We start from the raw sequence: 21,468 nt of genomic DNA, 5'->3' as shown, positions 1-21,468 counted from the left end.
TAAACAACAGTGACATCAAAGGAGAACGCAAAATATGAGTGATACGTTGATCAAGGTGGAAGATCTTTGTAAGATATATAATCCGGGTGAGAATGAGGTGCGGGCACTGGATCATGTAAGCCTTGAAATAAAAAAGGGTGAACTGGTGGCTATCATCGGACAGTCGGGTTCCGGCAAATCGACTTTTATGAATATGCTGGGGTGTCTGGACATTCCTACATCGGGTAAATATTATCTTAACGGAACTGACGTGTCCGAAATGACGGACAATGAATTATCGGAGGTTCGAAACCGTGAGATTGGATTTATCTTCCAGGGATTTAATCTGATTGCAAATTTAAATGCAATTGAAAATGTGGAACTGCCGCTGATCTATCGTGGAATTGACCGCAAGACAAGACATGAGCTGGCAATTGAATCCCTCAAGATGGTTGGGCTGGAAAAACGTATGGATCATAAGCCAAGTGAGATGTCCGGCGGACAGCAGCAGCGTGTGGCGATTGCAAGGGCGATCGCTGCACAGCCTCCGGTCATACTGGCAGATGAGCCGACCGGAAATCTGGATTCAGCTTCCAGTAAGGAAATTCTCGCAATTCTGAAGAAAATGCATAAGACAGGAAGAACCGTTATTCTGATCACGCATGATAATGGGATTGCGGCACAGGCGAGGCGTGTTGTGCGAATCATGGATGGCAAGATAGAATCTGATACGATCAATCCGGATTTTGACCAGGAGGAAGCAGAATGAAGAAGAAAAAGTCCAGAAAAAAACTGGCAGCAGGAGTTTGCGTACTGGCAGTTGCTGCGGTGGCAGGTGTAAAAATCTATAGTGGTACGAATACTGCAGAAACCGTTATGCCGCAGGTGGAAGTGGTTGAGGCTGTACGGGATAATGTACAACAAACAGTAGAAACCAGCGGAACAGTGGTCAGCGAAGAACAAAAAACGTATTTTTCCCCAGTCAATGCCAAAGTGGATCTTGCAGATCTGAAAGAAGGTGAGACAGTAAAAGCGGGGACAAAGCTGATCGAATTTGACCAGAAGGATCTGGAAAGAGAAGCCAAAAAGGCAGACCTGAATGTAGAATCAGGAAAGCTGGACATGCAGAATACCCTGAACAAGTCTGCGGAGGCTGTGCAGAAGCAGCAGGATGCAAAAGGAGATGTGGCAAGTCTGAAACAGCAGGTATCTGCACAGGAAAATTATGTTTCAGAACTGAAAGCGAGAATTTCACAGGTAAATGCCAGTGCACAGGCACAGGCAGCACAGGCCGCTGCAAAGAAACAGGCAGAGGCGGCAGCTGCACAGGCGGCACAGCAGCAGGAAATACAGAGAGCATATAATGAGGCTTTGAATACATACCAGAATGAAACACTTCCTGCTTATCAGACGCAACTGAATGTGCTGAACAATGAAATGAATCAGGCCCAGACAGAATACAATCAGGCGGAAAACAGTTATCAGATGGCTTTTCAGGCATGGTCGACGGAGCAGAGTGATGTTAATGAAAGTGCACTGGAAATCGCAGAGCAGATGAGAAGTGATGCACAGATTTCTTATCAGAGCGCAAAGACAGCTTACGAGGATTACAAAGCACAAAAACCAGAGGCTCCGTCCATGTCAGATTTTACTGGAGATTCCGATTTCATTTCTGATGGAACATCTGCAGGAAATGCGGATTTTGCATCTTCCGGTACAGCTGATACAACGGTAACAGCTGATACGACTGCACTGGAGACTGCCCTTGAAAAGGCAAGCAATGATCTGGCAGAACTGCAGTCAAAGCTTTCTTCACAGGAGGCGGTTGCAGAAGCGGATCCGGGTGCAGTGACTGAAGAAGAGAAAGAAAAAATGGAGATTACCAATAATCTTTCGGAACTGGATCAGATGTCTGCACAGGAACTGGTAGAGGCCGCAAAGAAAGGAATCAAGGCTGATTTTAATGGAGTTGTCACGAAGGTTTCTGTAGTAGAAGGGGCTTCGACAACACTTGGAATGGAGCTGTTTACGTTGCAGAATACAGATAAGGTAGACGTCAACGTAAATGTTTCAAAATATGATTATGACAAGGTAAAAGAAGGGCAGTCAGCAGACATTACAGTTGCAGGAAAGACCTATGAAGGAGAGGTGACGAATGTCAGTCATCTTGCGACTCAGAATGAGAAAGGCGCTTCTCTGATTTCTGCAGATGTTCGGATCAAGAATCCGGATGAGGACATTTTTCTTGGTGTGGATGCAAAAGTAACGATTCATGCGGAGGAAGCAAATGATGTGGTGGTTCTGCCGTCAGAGGTGGTCAATATCGGAAAAGAAGGTTCCTTCTGTTATGTTCTGGAGGATGGAATCATTACCAGAAAAGATATTATGACAGGCATCAGTTCTGATGAATATGTGGAAGTGCTTGATGGCATTAAAGAAGGAGATCAGGTCATCCGGGATCTTGGTTCTCTGGAAGAAGGCATGCCGGCAGAAGCAGTTAATGCATCAGGAGACACAGACAGTGGAGCAGCAGAAAATACGACTTCTGATAATGGAAGTACAGTGACAGAGGCAGAAGAAGGTGTCTGATGGGTGGATTATATGAATATGTAAAAATGGCTGTTCAGAACATTCGTGCCAATAAAGGGCGTTCTTTTCTGACGATGCTTGGTATCATCATTGGTATTGCATCTGTTATTGCCATTGTTTCCATTGGTGAGGGTACGAAGAATCAGATGAACAGTGAGATTGATGGCATTGGTTCAGGACTGATCGCCATCGATGTCAGCAGCGATGCCATGACAGAAGATGAATGGATCACACCGGATGATGTGCAGGAGATTCGTAAGCTGGATACAGTAGGTGGTGTCAGCGTTTCCAACAGCTATGACGGCGAAACAGTGACTGGTAAGGGAAACTTTTCAATTATGCTGACGGGTGAAGGCCCGGATGCCAAAATGATCAATAATTCAGATATGAAATATGGCAGCTATTTTGGTGAAGCAGAGGTTGAAGAGGGCAAAAATGTCTGCGTGATCTCGGATACAGATGCAAAGCAGCTGTTTGGTACAGATGATGTTGTGGGGATGAGTCTTGATATTACCTGTTACGATTCATCAAAATCGTTTCGTATCATGGGTGTCACCACACAAAAAGAAAATGGCACTTTTGTAAGTTATACATATGATGGAATGCCGGTTACAGTAAATATTCCATATTCCTCTATGGATGATCTTGTGGGAGGAACAGATGAGTTCTATTCCATTACGGTGGTACAGGCAGATAAGACACTTGATTCACAGATTGTTGCAGATCAGGTAGTGCATCTTCTGGAGAAACGTCATCAGTGTGCAGGAGAAGACTATTTCCATGTGCAGAGTTTTCAGGATGTGCTGCAGTCAATGAATGAGATGCTTGGCATGGTAACAGCATTTATTTCATTTGTTGCCGGAATTTCACTTCTGGTAGGTGGAATCGGTGTTATGAATATTATGCTGGTATCTGTTACAGAGAGGACACGTGAGATTGGAATCCGTAAATCTCTTGGCGCAAAAACCTCTTCGATCATGCTTCAGTTTCTGGCGGAAGCGGCAATTCTGACAGTTATGGGCGGAATCATAGGAATCATCCTTGGAATTCTTGCAGGATATGGAATCTGCTCGATCATGAGCGGAAGCATGGGAATGACGATCACTCCGGGAATCAGCCCCACCGTGATCCTTGCAGCAACACTTTTTTCATGTGCAGTTGGTGTATTCTTCGGAATTTATCCGGCAAAAAAAGCGGCAAAGTTAAGCCCGATCGAAGCATTGAGAAGAAATTAAATTTAACTGATTTCAGATAAAGCTCATGGCAAATGCTATGGGCTTTTCTTATGCCTGAGAGCTGATAAATTTTAAGGTTTGCTTAAAGTTAATTCACATGATCTCCTTTTTTCTTTCACAAAGGAAACACAGCTTTTCTTTATAGTATTACCTGTAAACAACAAATACAGATATAAAACCGATGCAAAATCGGTATGAAGAAAGGATATGATCTATCATGAAACGTAAATATGCAGCAATGATTCTTGGACTGACAATGGCACTTACATCTGTAAATATGGCTTATGCAGCAACAGATACAACGACAGAGACAGCTGCGGATGCAGCAACTGATGCAGAGGATACGGCGGATGCAACGGATTCAGATTCTGCTGAGACTACAGAAGTTTATGGTGAAGTTACTGCAGTCGGAGAAGACAGTATCACCATTAATGTTGGAACAATGAAAGAAGGACAGCAGCCGGGAGATGGTCAGGCACCACAGGATGGCGAGAAGCCGGATGATGCGCCGGAAGCAAAGGATAGTGCTGATGCGGACAGTAAGGATGCGGCTGCGGAAGATACAAAAGATGATGCAGACAGTGCCGACGAGTCTGAAGATGCAGCAACCGATGATACAGCAGATGCTTCTGACACAGATAATAAAGATGTAAAACCGGATGATTCAAAGGGCGCACCGGATGGAGAAGCTCCGTCTATGCTGGATCTGACAGGAGAATCTCAGGACATTAAAGTGACAGATACAACAACTTATGAAAAACAGTCAGCACCGGAGAAACCGGAAGACGGTCAGGCACCACAGGATGGTGAAAAACCGGAAGATGGTGAAAAGTCTGAGGATACAAAAGAAGCATCAGATAGTTCTGACGCAGATAATAAGGACGAGAACACGGAGGATAAATCAGATGCTGACAGTACAGATGAAACAAAGGATGATAGTGCTGATGCGAAAGCAGATGACGCTAAGGCAGATGATAAGTCTGGTGATCAGAAACCGGCAGATGGTCAGGCTCCTGAGATGAAGACAGAAGCAATTGCACTGACAGATATTCAGGTTGGTGATACGATCAAAGTTACTCTGGATGCGGATGGAAATGCAACAGCAGTTGTTGTGATGAATGCAGGTGCACCAGAAGCCAAAGAAGATGCCGCACCGGCAGATGACAAGAAAGATGCCGCATCCAAAGACGACAGCGAAGCTGCAGAGACAACAGATGACAGTGCTGCAACAGATGACAGCGCAGACGCTGAATGATAAAACGATTGACATTATCTGAATTTGACTAATACTGTGAACGTAGTGAACAGTATTTAATAGACGAATGACCGGGAGAGCTTTTGATCCCGGTCATTTTGTCTGTCTTGTATAAAGCTTTACCTATATAAATATCAGTAAATATCACCCGCACATATGGCAGGATTCGCATGCAGACGGCGCAGTTGCACAGCCGCCAAGTGCAGTTTCTCTCAGTTCCGCAGGAAGCTTTTTGCCTACGGTGAACATGATCGTGATCATTTCATCGAGAGGGATAAGCTGGGTGATGCCTGCAAGGGACATCTCCGCAGCGACCAGTGCGATCGCAACACCGGAAGCATTTCGGTTCTGGCACGGATATTCCACCAGACCGCCAACCGGGTCACATACGAGTCCGAGCATGTTCATGAGCACGGTAGAAGCGGCGTAGGTACACTGCGCCGGAGTACCGCCCATCAGCTCTGTAGCGGCAGAAGCAGCCATGGCAGCAGCAACACCTGTCTCTGCCTGGCAGCCGCCGACAGCACCGGCAACTGTTGCATTTCGCATGGCAAGATATCCGATTGCACCGGCATTAAAAAGTGCTTTCTGGATATCCTCGTCAGAGAAATCATAAACTTCCTGAAGTGCCAGAAGGAGTCCAGGAACGATACCGGCAGAGCCGGCAGTAGGAGAGGCTACGATCAGTCCCATGGAGGCGTTTGTCTCCAGAGTCGCCATTGCATAGGTGATCGCTTTTTCCAGGACATTTCCGCAGATCCCTTTACCGGAAGCAAGATGCCTGGAAAGCTTCTGTGCTTCACCGCCGATCAGTCCGCCCATAGATCTGACAGGGGTTTTGACCGGGGAAAAAGCGGCATCTTTCATGATCTCAAGGACACGTGCCATCCGTGAATTTACACTCTCGTCGGTTGTCTCACCGACAATGATCTCCCTCTGACGCATGATCTCAGAGATCGGAAGCTGATGATCCTGGCAGAGCGTCAGAAGTTCTTTTGCATTTTTAAAATCCATGATAAAAAATCTCCTTCCTTACATCTGCACGATCATGACTTCGTGGATATTTTCGTGCTGGCGGATCGTGACTCCGATATCCTCCGGGAGCCGTCCGTCAGATTCCACGATCGTATAGGCAATCTCGCCTTTGGATTCGCGGAAAAGACGCATAAAAGCGATGTTTACGTTTCGGTCGCTGAGGCATTTGGTGATGTATGCCACAACGCCTGGTTTGTCCTGATGAGTTACGATCACGGCACTGTATTCACCCGTGAAATCAACCTGCACGGAATTGATCCTTACGATGCGGACTTTGCCGCCTCCGAGAGATTCCCCGCGGACGGTCATTTCCTGACCGCTTTCGTTGACCATATGGATGTCAACGGTGTTTGGATGGATATCTGTTTCCAGCTCATTTGGCGTAAAGGTGAATTCGAGTCCTTTTTTTTCTGCAATCTCAAAGGAGTTGCGGATACGCATATCGTCTGTGGAAAATCCCATAATACCGCCGAGCAGTGCGCGGTCAGTACCATGTCCTTTGTAGGTTCTGGAAAAAGATCCATACAGTGTAAATTCAACTTTTTTCAGTGGACCATTGATCATTTTCTGGGCGAGAAAACCAATGCGGGCAGCCCCGGCTGTGTGGGAGCTGGAAGGACCGATCATGTTTGGTCCCATTACATCAAATACGCTGATAAAAGACATTTTAATTCTCCTGTGGCTGTGGTGTTTTTAAGATAAATTTCTTATAAATAGTGTCTACGATGATGCCGATAGCGTTGTCACCGGAAATGTTGCAGGCTGTTCCGAAGGAATCCTGTGTGATGTAAAGTGCAACCATGATCGCACAGATCGCACCTTCCGGATCTCCGGCTTCTGCGCCGAATACCATGTACAGGAACGGAAGAGCAGTCATGATGGAACCGCCAGGAGCTCCCGGGGAAGCGACCATTGCGATGCCGAGGGTCATGATGAACGGAATGACAGTTGCGAGACTGATCGGAAGCTGATTCATCAGACAGACAGCAGTTGCACATGCGGTGATCGTGATCATGGAACCTGCCATATGGATGTTTGCACAAAGCGGTACAACGAAGTTACGGATCTGGGAGCACACGCCGTCAGCTTCTGCACACTGCAGATTGACCGGGATCGTTGCAGCAGAGGACTGGGTTCCAAGAGCTGTAGTATAACCCGGAACCTGGTTTTTTATAAGGGTCAGAGGGTTTTTCCTGCTGACAGAACCTGCGATCGTGAACTGGATAAAAATGCAGATCAGATGCATTGCGATAACAACAAGGAAAACTTTCCAGAGGATTCCGAGGATCGCAAAAGTTTTGCCGGATTTGGTCATGTCAGTGAAAGTTCCGCAGATATAAAGTGGAAGCAGCGGGATGATGATCTTGTGGAGCACTTTGTCGATGATCTTGGAAAAATCGCTCATTCCGTTGTAAAGGCTGTTTCCGATTTCTTTGCCGCGCATGGAAGAGAGGCAAAGACCCATGATGAAAGCAAGTACAACAGCGGACAGGGTCTCAAGCAGTGGTTCGATCGTGATTGAAAAATATGGTGCCAGGGACACATCAGCAGTTGCAGCGATCTGATCCAGTGCGCCTTCGCTCATGAAGTGAGGGAACAGGCTGGATGATACAAGGAAGGATGCGGAACCTGCGATCAGGGTGGAACTGTAAGCGAGAGCTACGGTGATCAGAAGCAGTTTGCCGGCACCCTGGGAAAGATCAGCAATACCCATGGTTACGTAAGCAAGGATCATGAGCGGGATGATGAATTTCAGGAAAGTGCTGAAAAATCCTGATAAAGTTACGACCAGGCGGCAGAAGCCTTCCGGAAGGAACTGTCCGAATAAGATACCAACGATGATGGCAATGATCAGTTTCGGTACAAGCCCGAGTTTGAATTTTTTCTTTTCCATTATGTAATTTTCCTCCAAAGTTGTTTATTAGTGTTGCTCAATAGGATAGTATCCTGCGAGGTGTTTTGTCATGAATATGACAAAATCCCGAGACACACAGGGCAAAATGCTATCACCGAAGGTGATTTGGAATGCATTTTGTCAAACTTACTGTGAACGGAGTGTACAGTAAGTTTTGTTGATTTTGCATAAAAATACGATTGACGTCTTCGTGAGTGTATTGTATCATCAACATATAAATGAAGCAAATTCATAGTATTTATGACATAGTTGAAAATTTTTCATAACTGTTCACAGGTAGTATCCCGCGAGGTGTTTTGCCATGAATAATGGCAAAATCCCGAGACATATGGGGCAAAATCCCATCACCGTAGGTGATTTGGAATGGATTTTGACCAAGTTGCTGTGAACGGAGTGAACAGTAACAAATTTTTCATAATAAGAGGAGGGTGTCATGGAGATCCGTCAGGTGCAGTCTTTTGTTCATGTTGCAAGACTTGGAAGTTTTTCCAGATCAGCAGAGACTATGGGATATTCACAGTCTGCCATCACGGTCCAGATCCGGCTTTTGGAGGAAGAACTCGGCACAAGGCTGTTTGACCGTATGGGTAAGAAGGTCAGCCTTACGCCGCAGGGGAAGCGTTTCCTGGAGCATGCCAACCGTATCCTTTATGAAATGAACAGGACGATAATGGCGATGAATGAGGACAGAGAGCTTGAGAATCCGCTTCATATTGGTACGATCGAATCTCTGTGCACGGCGAAGTTTCCTCGTATCCTGAGCCAGTTTCATACGCTTTATCCGAAGGTGAATATACAGATTACGCTGAATTCACCGGAGAAGCTGATCCGTATGATGGAGCATAATGAATTGGATCTTATTTATATCCTGGATACGCCGCGCTGGAATAAGGAGTGGATCAAGGTCATGGAGGCAGCAGAGCCGATCATTTTTATTGCATCTGTAAATTCTGAATTTGCATGGAGGAAGGAAATGGTGCTGCAGGATATCCTGGAAGAACCTTTTTTTCTGACGGAAAAAAATGCGAACTACAGGCAGGCACTGGACCAGCACCTTGCGCTTGAGAACCGAACGCTTGATCCTGTTCTGGAGATCAGTGATACCGAATTCATCATTAAGATGGTGGAGCGAAATGACGGACTTTCGTTCCTGCCATATTTTGCAGTGGAGAAATATATCCGCAGTGGACGGATCGCCATGCTTGATGTGACCGACATTGATATCTCCATGTACCGCCAGATCTTTTACCATAAGAATAAGTACAAAACCCGTGAAATGAGCGAATTCATCCGCCTCATAACCGAGTCCGAAAATGCCTGAAATGCACCTTCAAAATATAAAAATAAAAAAAATAAATTTTTTTCAAAAAAAGTGTTGACAAAATGAACATTATACAGTAGAATACATTTTGTTGTGAGCGACAAGTACTCACAAATGAATAAGATGTGCGTTTAGCTCAGCTGGATAGAGCGTTTGGCTACGGACCAAAAGGTCGGGGGTTCGAATCCTCTAACGCACGCTACAACGAAAGGCTGGAAACCTTGAAAAATCAATGGTTTCCGGCTTTTTTTGTGCTTGTTGATTTGAGTTCGAACCTGTGACTTCCTGTGACAAGGAAAATTCGGGTGAAATCAGCTGGCAAATGCCTTTTCCATGATACTCAGACTTTCCTCCGGAGTCAGTGGATTGTATATATACCCTAATGTTGTTGCGGTGTTGCTGTGGCCAAGGCAGGCACGAATCTGATCAAGAGGAAGACCGGCTGCATTCAGGCGACTAGCATAAGTCTTTCTCAGCTTGTGACTGCGCTTTACATCAGTGCAGATGTGTTTGCAGGCATATTCCAGCATACTGTTAATTGATCGCAGGTTCAGGTATTTGCTTCCATATCCGAAGATGAAGTCATCAGGTCTGGCATCAGGAGCATTTGCTCTTAATAATTGGAAAATCTCCTGAGCTTTATGGACAACTGGAATGACACGTTCTGTATGAGTCTTGGTATGATCGAGCAATACATACACACCTTTCCTGTCTTCCTGACCAGGAAGAATAACAATTTGTCCGGAAGTCTTATACACATCATAATAAGGATTACTCAGCTCTGTAGCATCCATATGTACCATTTCCTGGACAATTGATATTTCCCACTTGTCCATGTTCAGATCTCGCCAGCGAAGGGCGCACAATTCTCCGGCACGCAAGCCCATCAGAAAATTACAAACGATGGACAAGAAGCGTGGCTCATGTTTCTTGTTGTACGATTTCCAGAGATCCTCAATGATTTTATGATATTCGTCGGTGTTGTAAACCTGAGTTTCACTCGTTGGCTTGGACACCTGACGGAATTTAACAGTTACCTTGAGTTCCGGAAATGGGTTACTGGCAATATATCCATGGTCTTTCGCATACTCAAACATTTGCTTTGGAATGGTTTTTATTGTCTGCCATGTGTGACTGGATAAATTGTATTTTTTGATCAGCTGGTTGGCCCAGGAATTGATGTCTGAGACCTTTATTTCCTGTAAAGGCATCTGAAAGAAATCCGTTCCATCAAAAAATCTTCTCCAGTGTTTTCTATGGGCACAGATAGTGTTAGGGCTGTCAGTGATGGTTCTTTTGTAATCCAGCCATTCTTCGAAAATATCCTGCAGGCAAATGGAAGTGGATTCTATATAGTAAGGCTTTAATGCATCCAACAATTCACCGTAAGTTTTCCGTTGAATACGCTTGTTATAATCCTGCGGATTTGCAGTGTACCAGGCATCTCTTTTCTCGTTGTAAAATATTGTGTACTTGTGAAGTTTTTCTACTTTTTTTCTGGTTAGCATTTTTTCAATATCCGCTACCGTTTCCTCATCAATTGTACCATCGATAAAAAGATTTTCCAGTCTTGATTTTTTTTCTTCAGTCTGCATAGTTCATCACCTTTTTATCTTTAATATGTGATTTTAAGATGCAGGGTGTCTGAAAAAGGAAGGCGCTTTTAAAATATATGGATTTGTAGTAAATTTAGTTGAATTTTGGAGCACAAAAGTGTATAATGTACTTATGGAACACAAAAGTCTGGAGGTGAAAATACAGTGTCCCCAAGAACTGGCAGACCGACAGATGCACGTAAAGAATTTGCCTTGAAAGTCAGAGTGGATGCTAAGTTACATGAACGTATTGTGGATTATGCAGAAGAAAAAAATGTGACAAAAGCAGAAGTTGTGAGAAAGGCATTAGATGAGTATCTGCCGAAGAAATAGAAAACCAGTCCAACGGCCCTGGTAAGAACGTGAACTGGTTTATTGGGTCTGCCACAGGAGTTACCCTGCAGCTAAATCTGATTATAGCACCGCAGGGACACTCCTGGCAACTTATAAACTGCTGTCGGAGAAAAAATCTGACAGTCGATTATGTGAAAAAGGAGTCGATCATATGGAGATTGATCTTTTGATTACGGAACTGGATGAAACGACCATCCAGCTCGACAAGATGAGATATCTTGCCACACAGATTTCCAATAAGGCAAGTGAGAAAACTCAGCGGGCAAAAAATGCATTTGAATATGATTTCGAGAGTCGTGAAATTTTCAAGTGCAGTGCCATCTTATTGGATTATATAGAAGTGGTGGATAATGCAATTAAGAAGGCAGTCAGTGAACTGGCAGAATATGACACTAAACTTCAGAAAGAAAATGCCAGGGCACTTTCAGCGGATTCTGACAAGGTGGATTTTGGAGTAACGACAGATCCATCAAGAAATAATTAATATAAGTTTTAAATCAGGCTATATTTTGCAAAAATCAGGCAAAATATGGCCTTTTTGTATTTTAAGGACTTATTTTTGCTATCCGGTCTCCAGAAATCACATATTTAAAGAAACAAACAAAGGAGCCGATATCGCAATGAAAGAAAATATCAGTTTTGAATTTATTAAATCAGATAAAACAGAACCAAATATCTATTATCGTATCCCTAAAATCCTGTTTGAAAGCAGTATCTTTGAAGATTTATCGACAGATGCAAAATACCTGTACAGTTTTATGCTGGATCGCGTTTCTTTGTCCAGCAAAAATAAGTGGATAGATCCAGACGGGAGAGTGTATATCATTTATACTGTAAAACAGGTATGTGAAATTTTAAAATGCGGAAAAGACAAGGCATCGAAGTTACTGGCAGAGTTGGATAGCGAGAAGGGTATCGGATTGATTGAAAGGGTGAGTAGAGGCCTTTGTAAGCCAGACAAAATTTACGTGAAAGATATTGTGGTACAGAAAGATGATGTAGACAAAAAGGAAGCTGCTGCATCGGAAAATGCGACTTCCGGAGATCGATTTAATCGACTTCAGGAGGTGGAAAAAACAGAGGTCATGAACGCGGAAATTCATATCACAGAGGGTAGTAAAAACAGATGTCAGGAAATCGGAAAAGCAGACACAACTAATAATGATAATATTAAGACTTATAATATTAAAACGGATAAAAGTAATCAGGATAATAGTAATCATCACTCTATCAAGGGCTCTGCCCTGACAGAGGATGATGATACATATACCCGCTACGAACAATTAGTCAAGCAGCAAATCGAATATGAATATGCTGTCAGAGAATGCCAGAAGAATGAAGTAGCGTACATTAATGCGATGGTAGCTATAATTGCAAAGCTGTTTTGTTGGCCAGGTAAGCCTATCAGAATCAATGGTGTCGAGTATCCATATGCTTATGTGAAGAAGAAACTGTTGTTGATCACCAAAGACCATATCATGTATGTGGTGGAGCAATTACGTAAGTGGCGCCCGGATATTTCAAATATTTATAACTATTTGTTGGTATGCATGCTCCGGGCAGTTGATACGATTGACAGTTATTATATGGCGCAGGTAAATCATGACATGGGTGCAGGAAATTTTGCAGATGAGCCCGAAGTATCTGACAAAGGGCAGGAGGATGAGGAACTGCTGCCGTGGACGCGATAAAAGCTGTATGCTTGGTGTTTGGTTAAATTCATTTATCAAGAGCAATGCCCTCAAGTGATGGACTTTTTCTGATTTTAAAAGAATTTTTAATTTTTTTGTTACCATTCATGATTTTTTACGATATATAGTATGAGTAGGAAATTTCCTTTCGAGAGGTACTTTATGAAAAACGACAGAATTTGATATCAGAATACAAAATTTTGGAGGACAACCCGTAAATGAAAGACAATGAGATCATATCTTTATTTGAAATGCGAGATGAGCATGCAATCAAAGCACTAAGCGACAAATATCATCCTTACTGTTACAAGATTGCCTGGAATCTGCTTACAAATAAAGAAGATTCAGAAGAATGCCTGAACGATACCTGGTTTTCGGTCTGGTCGTTGATTCCGCCGAAGAAACCTTCTGTGTTATCACATTTTTGTGGAAGGATTACGAGGAACTTAAGCATTGACCGCCTGCGTAAAAAATATGCCGACAGGCGACCGGATGTACATATGACAGATGTTTTAGGCGAAATGGATCAACTGAGTGTTACCTATACCATTGAAGATCAGCTGGCGGAAAAAGAACTGCTGGAGATCATCAATGCTTTCCTTGGAAAAATGAATGCAGAGGACAGAGATATTTTTGTGAGAAGGTACTGGTTCTTTGATTCTGTTGCGGACATTTCTAAAAGACATGCCATGTCTGTCGGAAGTGTGAAAATGAATCTGTACCGGAGCAGAAAGAAGCTGTTGAAGGTCTTAAAAAAGGAAGGGAAACGCTTATGAAAAAATTTGATTTTTCAAAAGAATTTGGCAATATTGATCCGAAATATATCAGCGAGGCAGAGGGAGAATGGAAAGGGAAGAAAAAAGCCTGGGCGCCATCATTCTGGAATAAACTGGTAGCTGCTTGTGTGATCCTGGCACTGATTTCAACTGTTTTAGCAAATCCAAAAGTGCAGGCTGCGATCAAAAATCTTGCTCTATCCATAGGAGAAACACTGGGCTTTCAAAAAGAAATTGAATCCTATACGGAAGCTTTAAACATGTCCCAGACTGATCAGGGAATCACTGCAAATATAAAAGAAGTTGTTCTGGATGAAGGTGTTTTGCTGTTCAGGGTGCATGCAGAAATTGATGCTCCTAAAGAAAATCAGCAGGGAAAATCTGTGAGCATTTTATCCTTTAAGAATACGGGAATTACACTTGATATGGACAAAACAACAATAAACGGACAGAAGCTTGATGAATATATGAATGCGGAATATTCTCCTTATTCTGTGGATGATTTATTAGACGCAGATGCCGACAGAGATGAAGAGGAATATGACCGTGTACAGGAGTATCGCTTTCATGCACCGACAGATCTCGGAGAAAATTCAGAAGTACATCTTGTACTCAATGCGTTTGACTATGATGACTGGGAAAAATCATTAGCAGAATTTACATTTGATTTCAATATTTCGCGTGAGAAAATCCTGAAGCAGACAACAAATAAAGAACTGGAAAATATTTCTGTCGAGACAGAAGAAGGCACGGTGACACTGAAAGATATTTTTCTGAACAAGTTACAGAGCAGCATCTCCGCAGATGTACCGGAAAAATTGTTCCAGAAGTATGAAGTTGAGTTGCGTGGAACGGACAGTAAAGGAAACAAAGTGCGGTATGAACTGAAGGATGATGCAGAGACAGAAGCCATCAGTCGCAACTGGAAATTTAAGACAGATTTCTGGAGAACATATGGAAATGCAGGAGATGATGAAAGACCGGAAATTCCCGATCCTGACAGCGAATATCTGGAATTACAGCTTTATCTGAAATCCGATGATATAATGGAAAGCAGCGTTACTGAAACATATGATTTAGATGATGATACTTATGCCGAAGAAGGAAAAGTCTACGATGCAGCAGATGACTCTGCATGGAAAGCTGTTGGAAAGAAGATACGGATCAATATCAGGTGAAAGTAAGAAGGAGATGACAATATGAACTTCGATACATATAAAATCAATGATGAATTGTTAGAAATTTATAGTGACCGTGAAGATAGCTTCAGCGTTGGCAGAATTTTGTCAAAAAGCAAGGACAGTATTCTGTTCAGGTCTTATGATGCACAGGGAAAGAATGATGGGTTACATTTTATAAAAAGCAGCTATATCAGCGAGGTAAAATCAAATACACAGTATTTAAGAAAAATGCAGTTATATTTAGAATACTGGAAAGAACGAGAAGATGTACCTTTAAATCCATTTAAGAATCATCCAACATTGCTTGAGTTACTGGAATATGCGATGGAGAATAAGAAAATAATTACGGTTTCCTGCAGTACTAAACCAGATGAATTACTCACTGGTTATGTAGAATCGTATAACAATGAAAAAATCGAATTGAACTGTGTGGATATGGAAACTGCCTGCATTTATGAAACTGCAACACTGCTTAAAGAGGATATTTTTTATCTGGAAGTTGACAGTTTGGATAATGAATTACTGAAATATGCCAATGAGAAAATAGAAGCTTAAGCTATCAATCAATGGGAAGGAGCGCACAGATGAAAAAGATAATTATATTTGCTTTGACTATGGCAATATCTGTAGCAACACCAGTTCCGGTAATGGCGGAGAGTGTTATACAGACTGAAGCAGAAATACAGCCATCAGAACAGAATATTGAGCAGATCATTGATGAGATCACTTCTGAACCCCATCCGATAAATTCTGATGCGATCCAGAATGTAAAGGAATATATCATCCAATATTTCAGTGATCTGGGATATGACAATATAGAATGCCAGAAGTTTGAATATAACGATGAAAACAATGAGAACGCAATACGGCATTCCTCACAGGCAGATGTATTTCTGGCACCAACAGCTGAAAATGTAACTGTTGATGGCACTGGCGAAAACATCATTGTGACAAAAAAGTCATCCAATGATACTACAAAAAATCTAATCATAAGTGCCCATTATGACAGTGCAGAAGATTCGGTAGGGGCCAATGATAACGGTTCTGGAATGGCAGCAGTGCTGGAACTGGCAAGGATTTTGAAAGATACAGAGATGCCATACAATATAAAATTCATCCTGTTTTCCGGTGAAGAAAAATATATGCTGGGTTCAAGATGGTATGTTGGAAATCTGACGGAAGACGAGCGGAAGCAGATCATCGGAGTAATAAATATTGACACTATCGCAGAAAAAAGTGATCTGGGTTATATGGCGATGATCGAAGGAAACAAACGACCAGATGACATAGAGTATGACGATGAGGGACTGAAAAAACTGGCCGAGTTAAATAAAAACAGTATATCAGATCTTTTTACATCCAGTGACAGATTCTACCTGACAATGGCAACCAACAGTGATCATTATCCATTTGCATTAGTGGATATTCCGGCAGTTTCCATTGTCCAGGACTGGCAGGAGGGATTGGACGTAAATGACAGTTCTGATGTAAAAGAGAATATGGATATGCAGAGGATTGTGGAAGTGATTGATCAGGTTATGGAAGTGCTTCCAACTATCGGGTAAAACTAATGTTAGGGGCAGAATAATGTTTTACAATGTTTCAGATAAAAAAAGCGACATATAGTTTTTATAAGTAATAATCAGCTCTAAATGAAAAAATAAATTAAATAATGTTAAAATAATTAACAAAAATAGGATAAGAATTGATTTTAGGGATATAATAAGCTATACTGAATATAAGAAACGGAGCTGAAAGGAGATATGTTGATGAAATATGTTATCCGACTTTTGGGAATGGAAATCAATAACATAAAAAACGTAATACACGGTGAAATTGAAATGCCCCAAAACAAAAAAGGAAGTATCTTAGGAATCTATGGAGCCAATGGATCTGGAAAAACAGTGGTTGTGGACTGTATGGTATTGCTGAAATATCTTCTTTCCGGACGTCAGATCCCGTCGAATTTTTATTACTATATAAATGAAGCAAGTGATACCTCCACTGTAAAGTATCGCTTTGAGCTGAAAATCGAAGAAAAATGCTATCTGGTAGAATATGAAATTGAACTGCAGAAAAACGGTAAGAAGAGCTTCTGCATCAGCAAAGAAAAATTCAGCCAGAGAGAAATGTCCGAAGGAAAACGTATCACACCTGTTTTTGATTACCAAAAAGGCAGGAAAGAGCTTTTTCGTCCGTTGAAATTGTATGAGCGTTTTTCTAAGGATATCCAGAATGTTATTGCACTTGGAGTCGCAGAACAGGCAACACAGAACTATAATGAGGAAAAGGGCGTTCCAGAGGTAAGTTCCTTTTTATTTTCAAGAAAAGCACAGGAAGTCTTTGAAAAAGCCGAGGGTGAGGCTGCATTGCTTTCTCTACTGAGCCAGTGTTTTCAGAAATATGGAATTTATGATCTTGCTGTTGTTGAAAACGCACAATACGGTTATTTATCCTTAAATCTGGAAAATATGCCAGTTAATATTGACTGGCCGGACACGATACCCAAAAAAGGCGAAGGCATCTTCTTACGCTTTACAGATATAAATGTGGTGCCAAAAGAAGTTTTTCCTTATGTAGCAAATACGATCAAGCAGATCAACATTGTAATGAAATCATTAATACCTGAGATCAACATAGAAATTTATAATGCGTTTGATAAACTGCTGAAGGATGGAAAAGACGGAGTGCAGTTTGAAATCATTGCCATGCGTGGAGAGAACCGGATTCCGCTTTTGTATGAATCCGCAGGAATAAAGAAGCTGATCTCTATTTGCAGTAATTTAGTTGCCTGCTATAACAGGGAGTCTTATTGCCTTGTGGTAGACGAGCTGGATTCTGGTATTTATGAGTATTTACTGGGAGAATGCCTGGAAGTTATGCAGGATAAAGCGAAGGGACAATTGATTTTTACGTCACATAACTTACGCCCATTGGAAATCCTTGAAAATGATTCTCTGCTTTATACGACTGTGAATCCCGAGAATTGCTATATAAAATCTACGTATATCAAAAATACGCAAAATACCCGGTTATCTTATTTGCGGACGATCAAGCTTGGCGGGCAAAAAGAAAAGCTCTACAATGAAACAAATATATATGAGATGGAGCTTGCTATGAGGCGGGCAGGAAGGATACGTGCAAATGGCTAAAAAAGTTATTCTGTTTCTTGTAGAAGGGGAAACAGATGAAGACGCACTGGCTGTGATATTTACGAGACTGGTAAACGATCATGATATAAAATTTGAAGTGCTTCGTACAGACATCACTGCAGATGAAGATATGACAGTAAAATATATTGAAGAACGGATTGATAAAGTGATTCAAAAATATCTGCTTAAAAATCCATTCGTGGTAGCTGAGGATATCATTAAAGTGGTCCAGATTATCGACACAGATGGAGCTTTTATTCCAACTTCATTAGTCAAACAATCTAGAAATAGAAAAACAGAATATTTTGATACGCATATTGAGGCGAAGGATAAGGATCGATTGATACGTAGAAATATAAGTAAGAGAAATATTGTATATTCTTTGTATAACCGGGAAACGGTGGCAGGTTTTCCTTATGAGATTTACTATTTTTCCAGAAATATGGAACATGTGCTACATGACAGAGCGGAAGATCTGACCGATGATGAAAAGGAAGAGCTGGCATTTGACATTGCTGATCAATATACAGACCAGCCGGAAAAGTTTCTGGAATATCTGTATGACGAAGGGTTCCATGTATGCGGTACTTATAAAGATACATGGGAATTTATCATGGATGGAAACCATTCCCTGAATCGGTATTGTAATGTGGCTGTCTTTTTTGAACAGCTGGGGATTGGATTAGAAAAAGAAAGCACAGAGGGCTGATAGAGCAAATTAATTTGTGTGAAATGGCCGGGATCCGAATGGATCCCGGTATTATATTTTAGGGGAAATCTAATTGTAGTGAGAAAAATCGAAGTTACTGTGAACGGAGTGAACAGCAACAAATCGAAAAAAATGATGGGCAAAATTGTAAAAAGCCCTTGACATACCCCCCCCGGGTAATATACTGAAGTCAGCGAATGAACGTCAAAATAGAATAACCAGGCGTGGTCTGATTCGGTAATGGAACAGTTTGATACGATCCGGTGTGATTCCGGAACTATTTTTATAGCCGTAAGAAATGATTTTAATTGTTTTAAGTCGGTAAATTTAACACGCTTTAGAGGACAGAGACTCTTATGGATTTGAGAGGCTCTGTTTTTTGTGGTTAAATTTGGATGTGATTTCGTAGAGTTATTCAAAGAGAGAATCTTTGGATAAGACTATGGGCAGAACGCGGACGGACGCATAGTCTCAGTTTGTTTTAAACTATTAAAATTAAGAAAGTGGGGGTAAAATGAAAAGAAAATATTTAGCGCTTCTCTTAAGTCTTACAATGACATTTACGGCGGTAAGTCCGGTAATGGCTTCTTCGGATGAAACCCAAGTTGTAGAGGAAGTCTCAGAAGATATGCTGTCAGAACAGCCAGTTAGCACTGAAACGGAAGTTTTCTTATCCTTGGAAAATGATTCTGAAATGAATGTAGATGAAGAAGAAAATTCAGAAATTTCACAATTTTCAAGTGATTTTGATGCAGAAGATTTCAATGATGGAAGCGAAAATGGTTCAACTGTAGACACTGGTGAAACAACTGCTGACGGTTGGACAACGTTGGAAAAAGAGTCCAGCATTTCCTTCAAATATGATGAAAGTAATAAAACATTATATTTTAAATGCTCTGGAACAGCAGCGTTACCAGATAATAATCAGTCAGGCAGCACTGCACAATGGGCCTTAGCTTTAAAAGATAAGACAAAAGAAGTTGAAACAGTAGAAATAGGCGAGGGAATTACACGAATTGGAGCGTTCAATTTTAATAATAAATTGGGCGATTATCCAAATCTGAAAACCGTCAAATTATCATCTACAGTTACAACTATAGGTGATTCTGCGTTTGAAAAAGATTCAAATCTGAAAGAAATAAATTTGAATCAGATAGAATGCGTGGAGATTAGAGGATTAAAAGAAACGGGCATAGAGCAGGCCGTATTTGACAAAGAACAGGTCGAAATAGGTGAAAATGCTTTCAATAATTGTACATCTTTAAAAAATGTGACTGTAAAAGGAATTTCAAATTGGGGTGAGTATTCTTTTATGGGATGTCAAAATCTTGTGTCATTTCAGTGTGAAAAACCAATTGCAGAAATACCAGATAGTACTTTTTTACGTTGCAGTGCCTTAACTTCTTGTAATATAACAGGGGTAGAAAATGTGATTTTTTCTGCTTTTGAAGGTTGTGCATCTTTAACAACTTTTGATTTTTCTAATGTCAAAGTATTAAAAGCAAGCGCATTTGAGGGAGCCGGCTTAACGCAGATTGCTTTTAACAATAAAGATATTACTATGGGACGTTCAGCCCTTGCCTGTGAAAATTTAAAATCAATATGCTATCCAGGAACTGCTGAAGAGTGGGGAACAGTTTCCAAAAAGGCTGATCTTCCAGATACAGCAGTAGTTCACTGCAAAGCTGATACAGTGGAAGCAAAGGCCGCTACTTGTACAGAAGATGGTTGGAAAGAAGTAGGCGTTTGTGAAGTATGCGGTGAGCATTATTCCTATCCAACTGATGAGAATGTAATCCCTGCAACCGGACATACATGGTCAGAGGATTATGTGGTAGATAAGGAAGCTACCTGCACAGAAACTGGTGAGAAGAGTAAACATTGTACAGTCTGTGATGCAAAAGAAGATGTGCAGGAGATTCCGGCACTTGGACATGATTTTGTTTCCAAGGTAACAAAGAAAGCAACCTGTACAGCAGATGGTACGCTTACTTATACCTGTAGCAGATGCAACGAAACAAAGACTGAAACAATCAAGGCAACAGGCCATAAGTGGAGCAACTGGAAAAGAACAACAGCAGCTACAGTATTTAAACCAGAAGTTCAGACCAGAAAATGCTCTGCATGCAATAAGAGTGAAACCAGAAATGTAGGCAAAAAGCTTGCACCGAAAGCAACTCTTAATGCTTCTACTGTAACCTTAAAAGTAAAACAGTCTACTTCCGGACTTAAAGTTACCGGACTTGCAAAAGGTGATTCTGTAAAATCCTGGAAATCTTCCAACAGCAAGATCTTCACAGTAAGCGGCAAGTCAAATGGAACCTGCAAGATTACTGGTAAAAAGAGTGGAACTGCGAAATTGCAGATTACCCTTGCCAGTGGACTGAAAAAGACTGTTAAGGTAAAAGTTCAGACAGCAGCAGTAAAAACCTCAAAAATTACAGTATCCAAAAATGTAACTGTTCAGAAAGGAAAGAGAGTGACACTGAAACCAGTTGTAACTCCATTCACATCCAGTCAGAAAGTTACTTATACAAGTTCCAACAAAAAGATTGCAACCGTTTCTTCCAAGGGCGTTGTAACCGGAAAGAAAAAAGGTACTGTAAAAATAACAGTAAAATCCGGATCTAAATCTGTTAAAGTAACTGTCAAGGTAAAATAATTAAAAGTTGGAAAGCTCT

19 protein-coding genes and 1 tRNA gene are annotated in these 21,468 nt (G+C 41.6%); 16 read left to right on the top strand and 4 right to left on the bottom strand.

The genetic code is table 11. The annotated features are described in order from the left end of the window. Positions 1-34: 34 nt before the first annotated feature. From KQI91_RS01540 to KQI91_RS01525, 4 genes are all read left to right on the top strand, one after another. A complete protein-coding gene (locus KQI91_RS01540; protein WP_216391119.1) occupies positions 35-748 on the top strand; it encodes an ABC transporter ATP-binding protein in 714 nt (237 codons plus the stop codon). Further along, positions 745-2,568 carry an efflux RND transporter periplasmic adaptor subunit gene (locus KQI91_RS01535; protein WP_216391118.1) on the top strand — a complete coding sequence of 608 codons (1,824 nt, stop codon included), beginning with the start codon at positions 745-747 and terminating at the stop codon, positions 2,566-2,568. The genes KQI91_RS01540 and KQI91_RS01535 overlap by 4 nt, the downstream gene beginning before the upstream one ends. Further along, positions 2,568-3,803, top strand: coding sequence for an ABC transporter permease (locus tag KQI91_RS01530; RefSeq protein ID WP_216391117.1), 1,236 nt, complete (start codon positions 2,568-2,570; stop codon positions 3,801-3,803). Before KQI91_RS01535 ends, KQI91_RS01530 begins: the two co-directional genes overlap by 1 nt. A 217-nt stretch (positions 3,804-4,020) precedes the next feature. After that, positions 4,021-5,058: a hypothetical protein gene (locus tag KQI91_RS01525; protein WP_216391116.1), complete on the top strand. Its 1,038-nt coding sequence runs from the start codon at positions 4,021-4,023 to the stop codon at positions 5,056-5,058. Between the two features lie 144 nt (positions 5,059-5,202). Here KQI91_RS01525 and sdaAA read toward each other — a convergent pair whose 3' ends face one another. From sdaAA to KQI91_RS01510, 3 genes are read right to left on the bottom strand one after another with little or no spacing between them, the layout of a single operon-like run. Then, positions 5,203-6,072, bottom strand: coding sequence for an L-serine ammonia-lyase, iron-sulfur-dependent, subunit alpha (gene sdaAA, locus KQI91_RS01520; RefSeq protein WP_216391115.1), 870 nt, complete (start codon positions 6,070-6,072; stop codon positions 5,203-5,205). 18 nt (positions 6,073-6,090) lie between these two features. Continuing rightward, entirely contained in the window at positions 6,091-6,759 is a 669-nt protein-coding gene (gene sdaAB, locus KQI91_RS01515) for an L-serine ammonia-lyase, iron-sulfur-dependent subunit beta (protein WP_022215221.1), read from the bottom strand. Position 6,760: 1 nt separating this feature from the next. Next, on the bottom strand, positions 6,761-7,987 hold the full coding sequence (locus KQI91_RS01510; protein WP_216391114.1) for a dicarboxylate/amino acid:cation symporter: 1,227 nt from the start codon (positions 7,985-7,987) through the stop codon (positions 6,761-6,763). A 454-nt stretch (positions 7,988-8,441) separates the two neighbouring features. On the opposite strand from KQI91_RS01510, the gene KQI91_RS01505 reads away from it, so the two are divergent. After that, the gene (locus tag KQI91_RS01505) at positions 8,442-9,329 is read left to right on the top strand and encodes a LysR family transcriptional regulator (RefSeq protein ID WP_216391113.1); all 888 of its coding nucleotides are present in this window, start codon (positions 8,442-8,444) and stop codon (positions 9,327-9,329) included. A gap of 125 nt (positions 9,330-9,454) precedes the next feature. Continuing rightward, positions 9,455-9,528, top strand: a tRNA-Arg gene (locus tag KQI91_RS01500). Between the two features lie 112 nt (positions 9,529-9,640). Here the strand turns inward: KQI91_RS01500 and KQI91_RS01495 are convergent. After that, complete coding sequence (locus KQI91_RS01495) at positions 9,641-10,924, bottom strand: site-specific integrase (protein WP_216391112.1); 1,284 nt, start codon at positions 10,922-10,924, stop codon at positions 9,641-9,643. 165 nt (positions 10,925-11,089) lie between these two features. Here KQI91_RS01495 and KQI91_RS01490 point away from each other — a divergent pair, with 165 nt between their 5' ends. From KQI91_RS01490 to KQI91_RS01445, 10 genes are all read left to right on the top strand, one after another. Continuing rightward, positions 11,090-11,257 carry a hypothetical protein gene (locus KQI91_RS01490; RefSeq protein WP_182279050.1) on the top strand — a complete coding sequence of 56 codons (168 nt, stop codon included), beginning with the start codon at positions 11,090-11,092 and terminating at the stop codon, positions 11,255-11,257. 172 nt (positions 11,258-11,429) lie between these two features. Next, positions 11,430-11,762 (top strand): hypothetical protein, encoded by a 333-nt coding sequence (locus KQI91_RS01485; RefSeq protein ID WP_216391111.1) that lies wholly within the window; start codon positions 11,430-11,432, stop codon positions 11,760-11,762. 136 nt (positions 11,763-11,898) lie between these two features. Next, entirely contained in the window at positions 11,899-12,969 is a 1,071-nt protein-coding gene (locus KQI91_RS01480) for a replication initiator protein A (protein WP_216391110.1), read from the top strand. A 218-nt stretch (positions 12,970-13,187) separates the two neighbouring features. Continuing rightward, on the top strand, positions 13,188-13,745 hold the full coding sequence (locus KQI91_RS01475; protein ID WP_216391109.1) for an RNA polymerase sigma factor: 558 nt from the start codon (positions 13,188-13,190) through the stop codon (positions 13,743-13,745). After that, positions 13,742-14,923 (top strand): DUF4179 domain-containing protein, encoded by a 1,182-nt coding sequence (locus KQI91_RS01470; RefSeq protein ID WP_216391108.1) that lies wholly within the window; start codon positions 13,742-13,744, stop codon positions 14,921-14,923. Before KQI91_RS01475 ends, KQI91_RS01470 begins: the two co-directional genes overlap by 4 nt. Before the next feature lie 21 nt (positions 14,924-14,944). Then, on the top strand, positions 14,945-15,481 hold the full coding sequence (locus KQI91_RS01465) for a hypothetical protein (RefSeq protein WP_216391107.1): 537 nt from the start codon (positions 14,945-14,947) through the stop codon (positions 15,479-15,481). 29 nt (positions 15,482-15,510) lie between these two features. Next, positions 15,511-16,491, top strand: a complete 981-nt coding sequence (locus KQI91_RS01460; RefSeq protein ID WP_216391106.1) for a M28 family metallopeptidase — start codon at positions 15,511-15,513, stop codon at positions 16,489-16,491. A 204-nt stretch (positions 16,492-16,695) separates the two neighbouring features. Further along, the gene (locus KQI91_RS01455; RefSeq protein WP_216391105.1) at positions 16,696-18,078 is read left to right on the top strand and encodes an AAA family ATPase; all 1,383 of its coding nucleotides are present in this window, start codon (positions 16,696-16,698) and stop codon (positions 18,076-18,078) included. Continuing rightward, complete coding sequence (locus KQI91_RS01450; protein WP_216391104.1) at positions 18,071-18,787, top strand: hypothetical protein; 717 nt, start codon at positions 18,071-18,073, stop codon at positions 18,785-18,787. The genes KQI91_RS01455 and KQI91_RS01450 overlap by 8 nt, the downstream gene beginning before the upstream one ends. Before the next feature lie 514 nt (positions 18,788-19,301). After that, positions 19,302-21,449, top strand: coding sequence for a leucine-rich repeat protein (locus KQI91_RS01445; protein WP_216391103.1), 2,148 nt, complete (start codon positions 19,302-19,304; stop codon positions 21,447-21,449). Positions 21,450-21,468: the final 19 nt, after the last annotated feature.

Source organism: Blautia sp. MSJ-19 (genome assembly GCF_018918125.1).
GTDB lineage: Bacteria > Bacillota > Clostridia > Lachnospirales > Lachnospiraceae > Blautia_A.
Note: the sequence above shows the minus strand (reverse complement) of the source record. Positions and strands in the feature narration are given on the sequence as shown.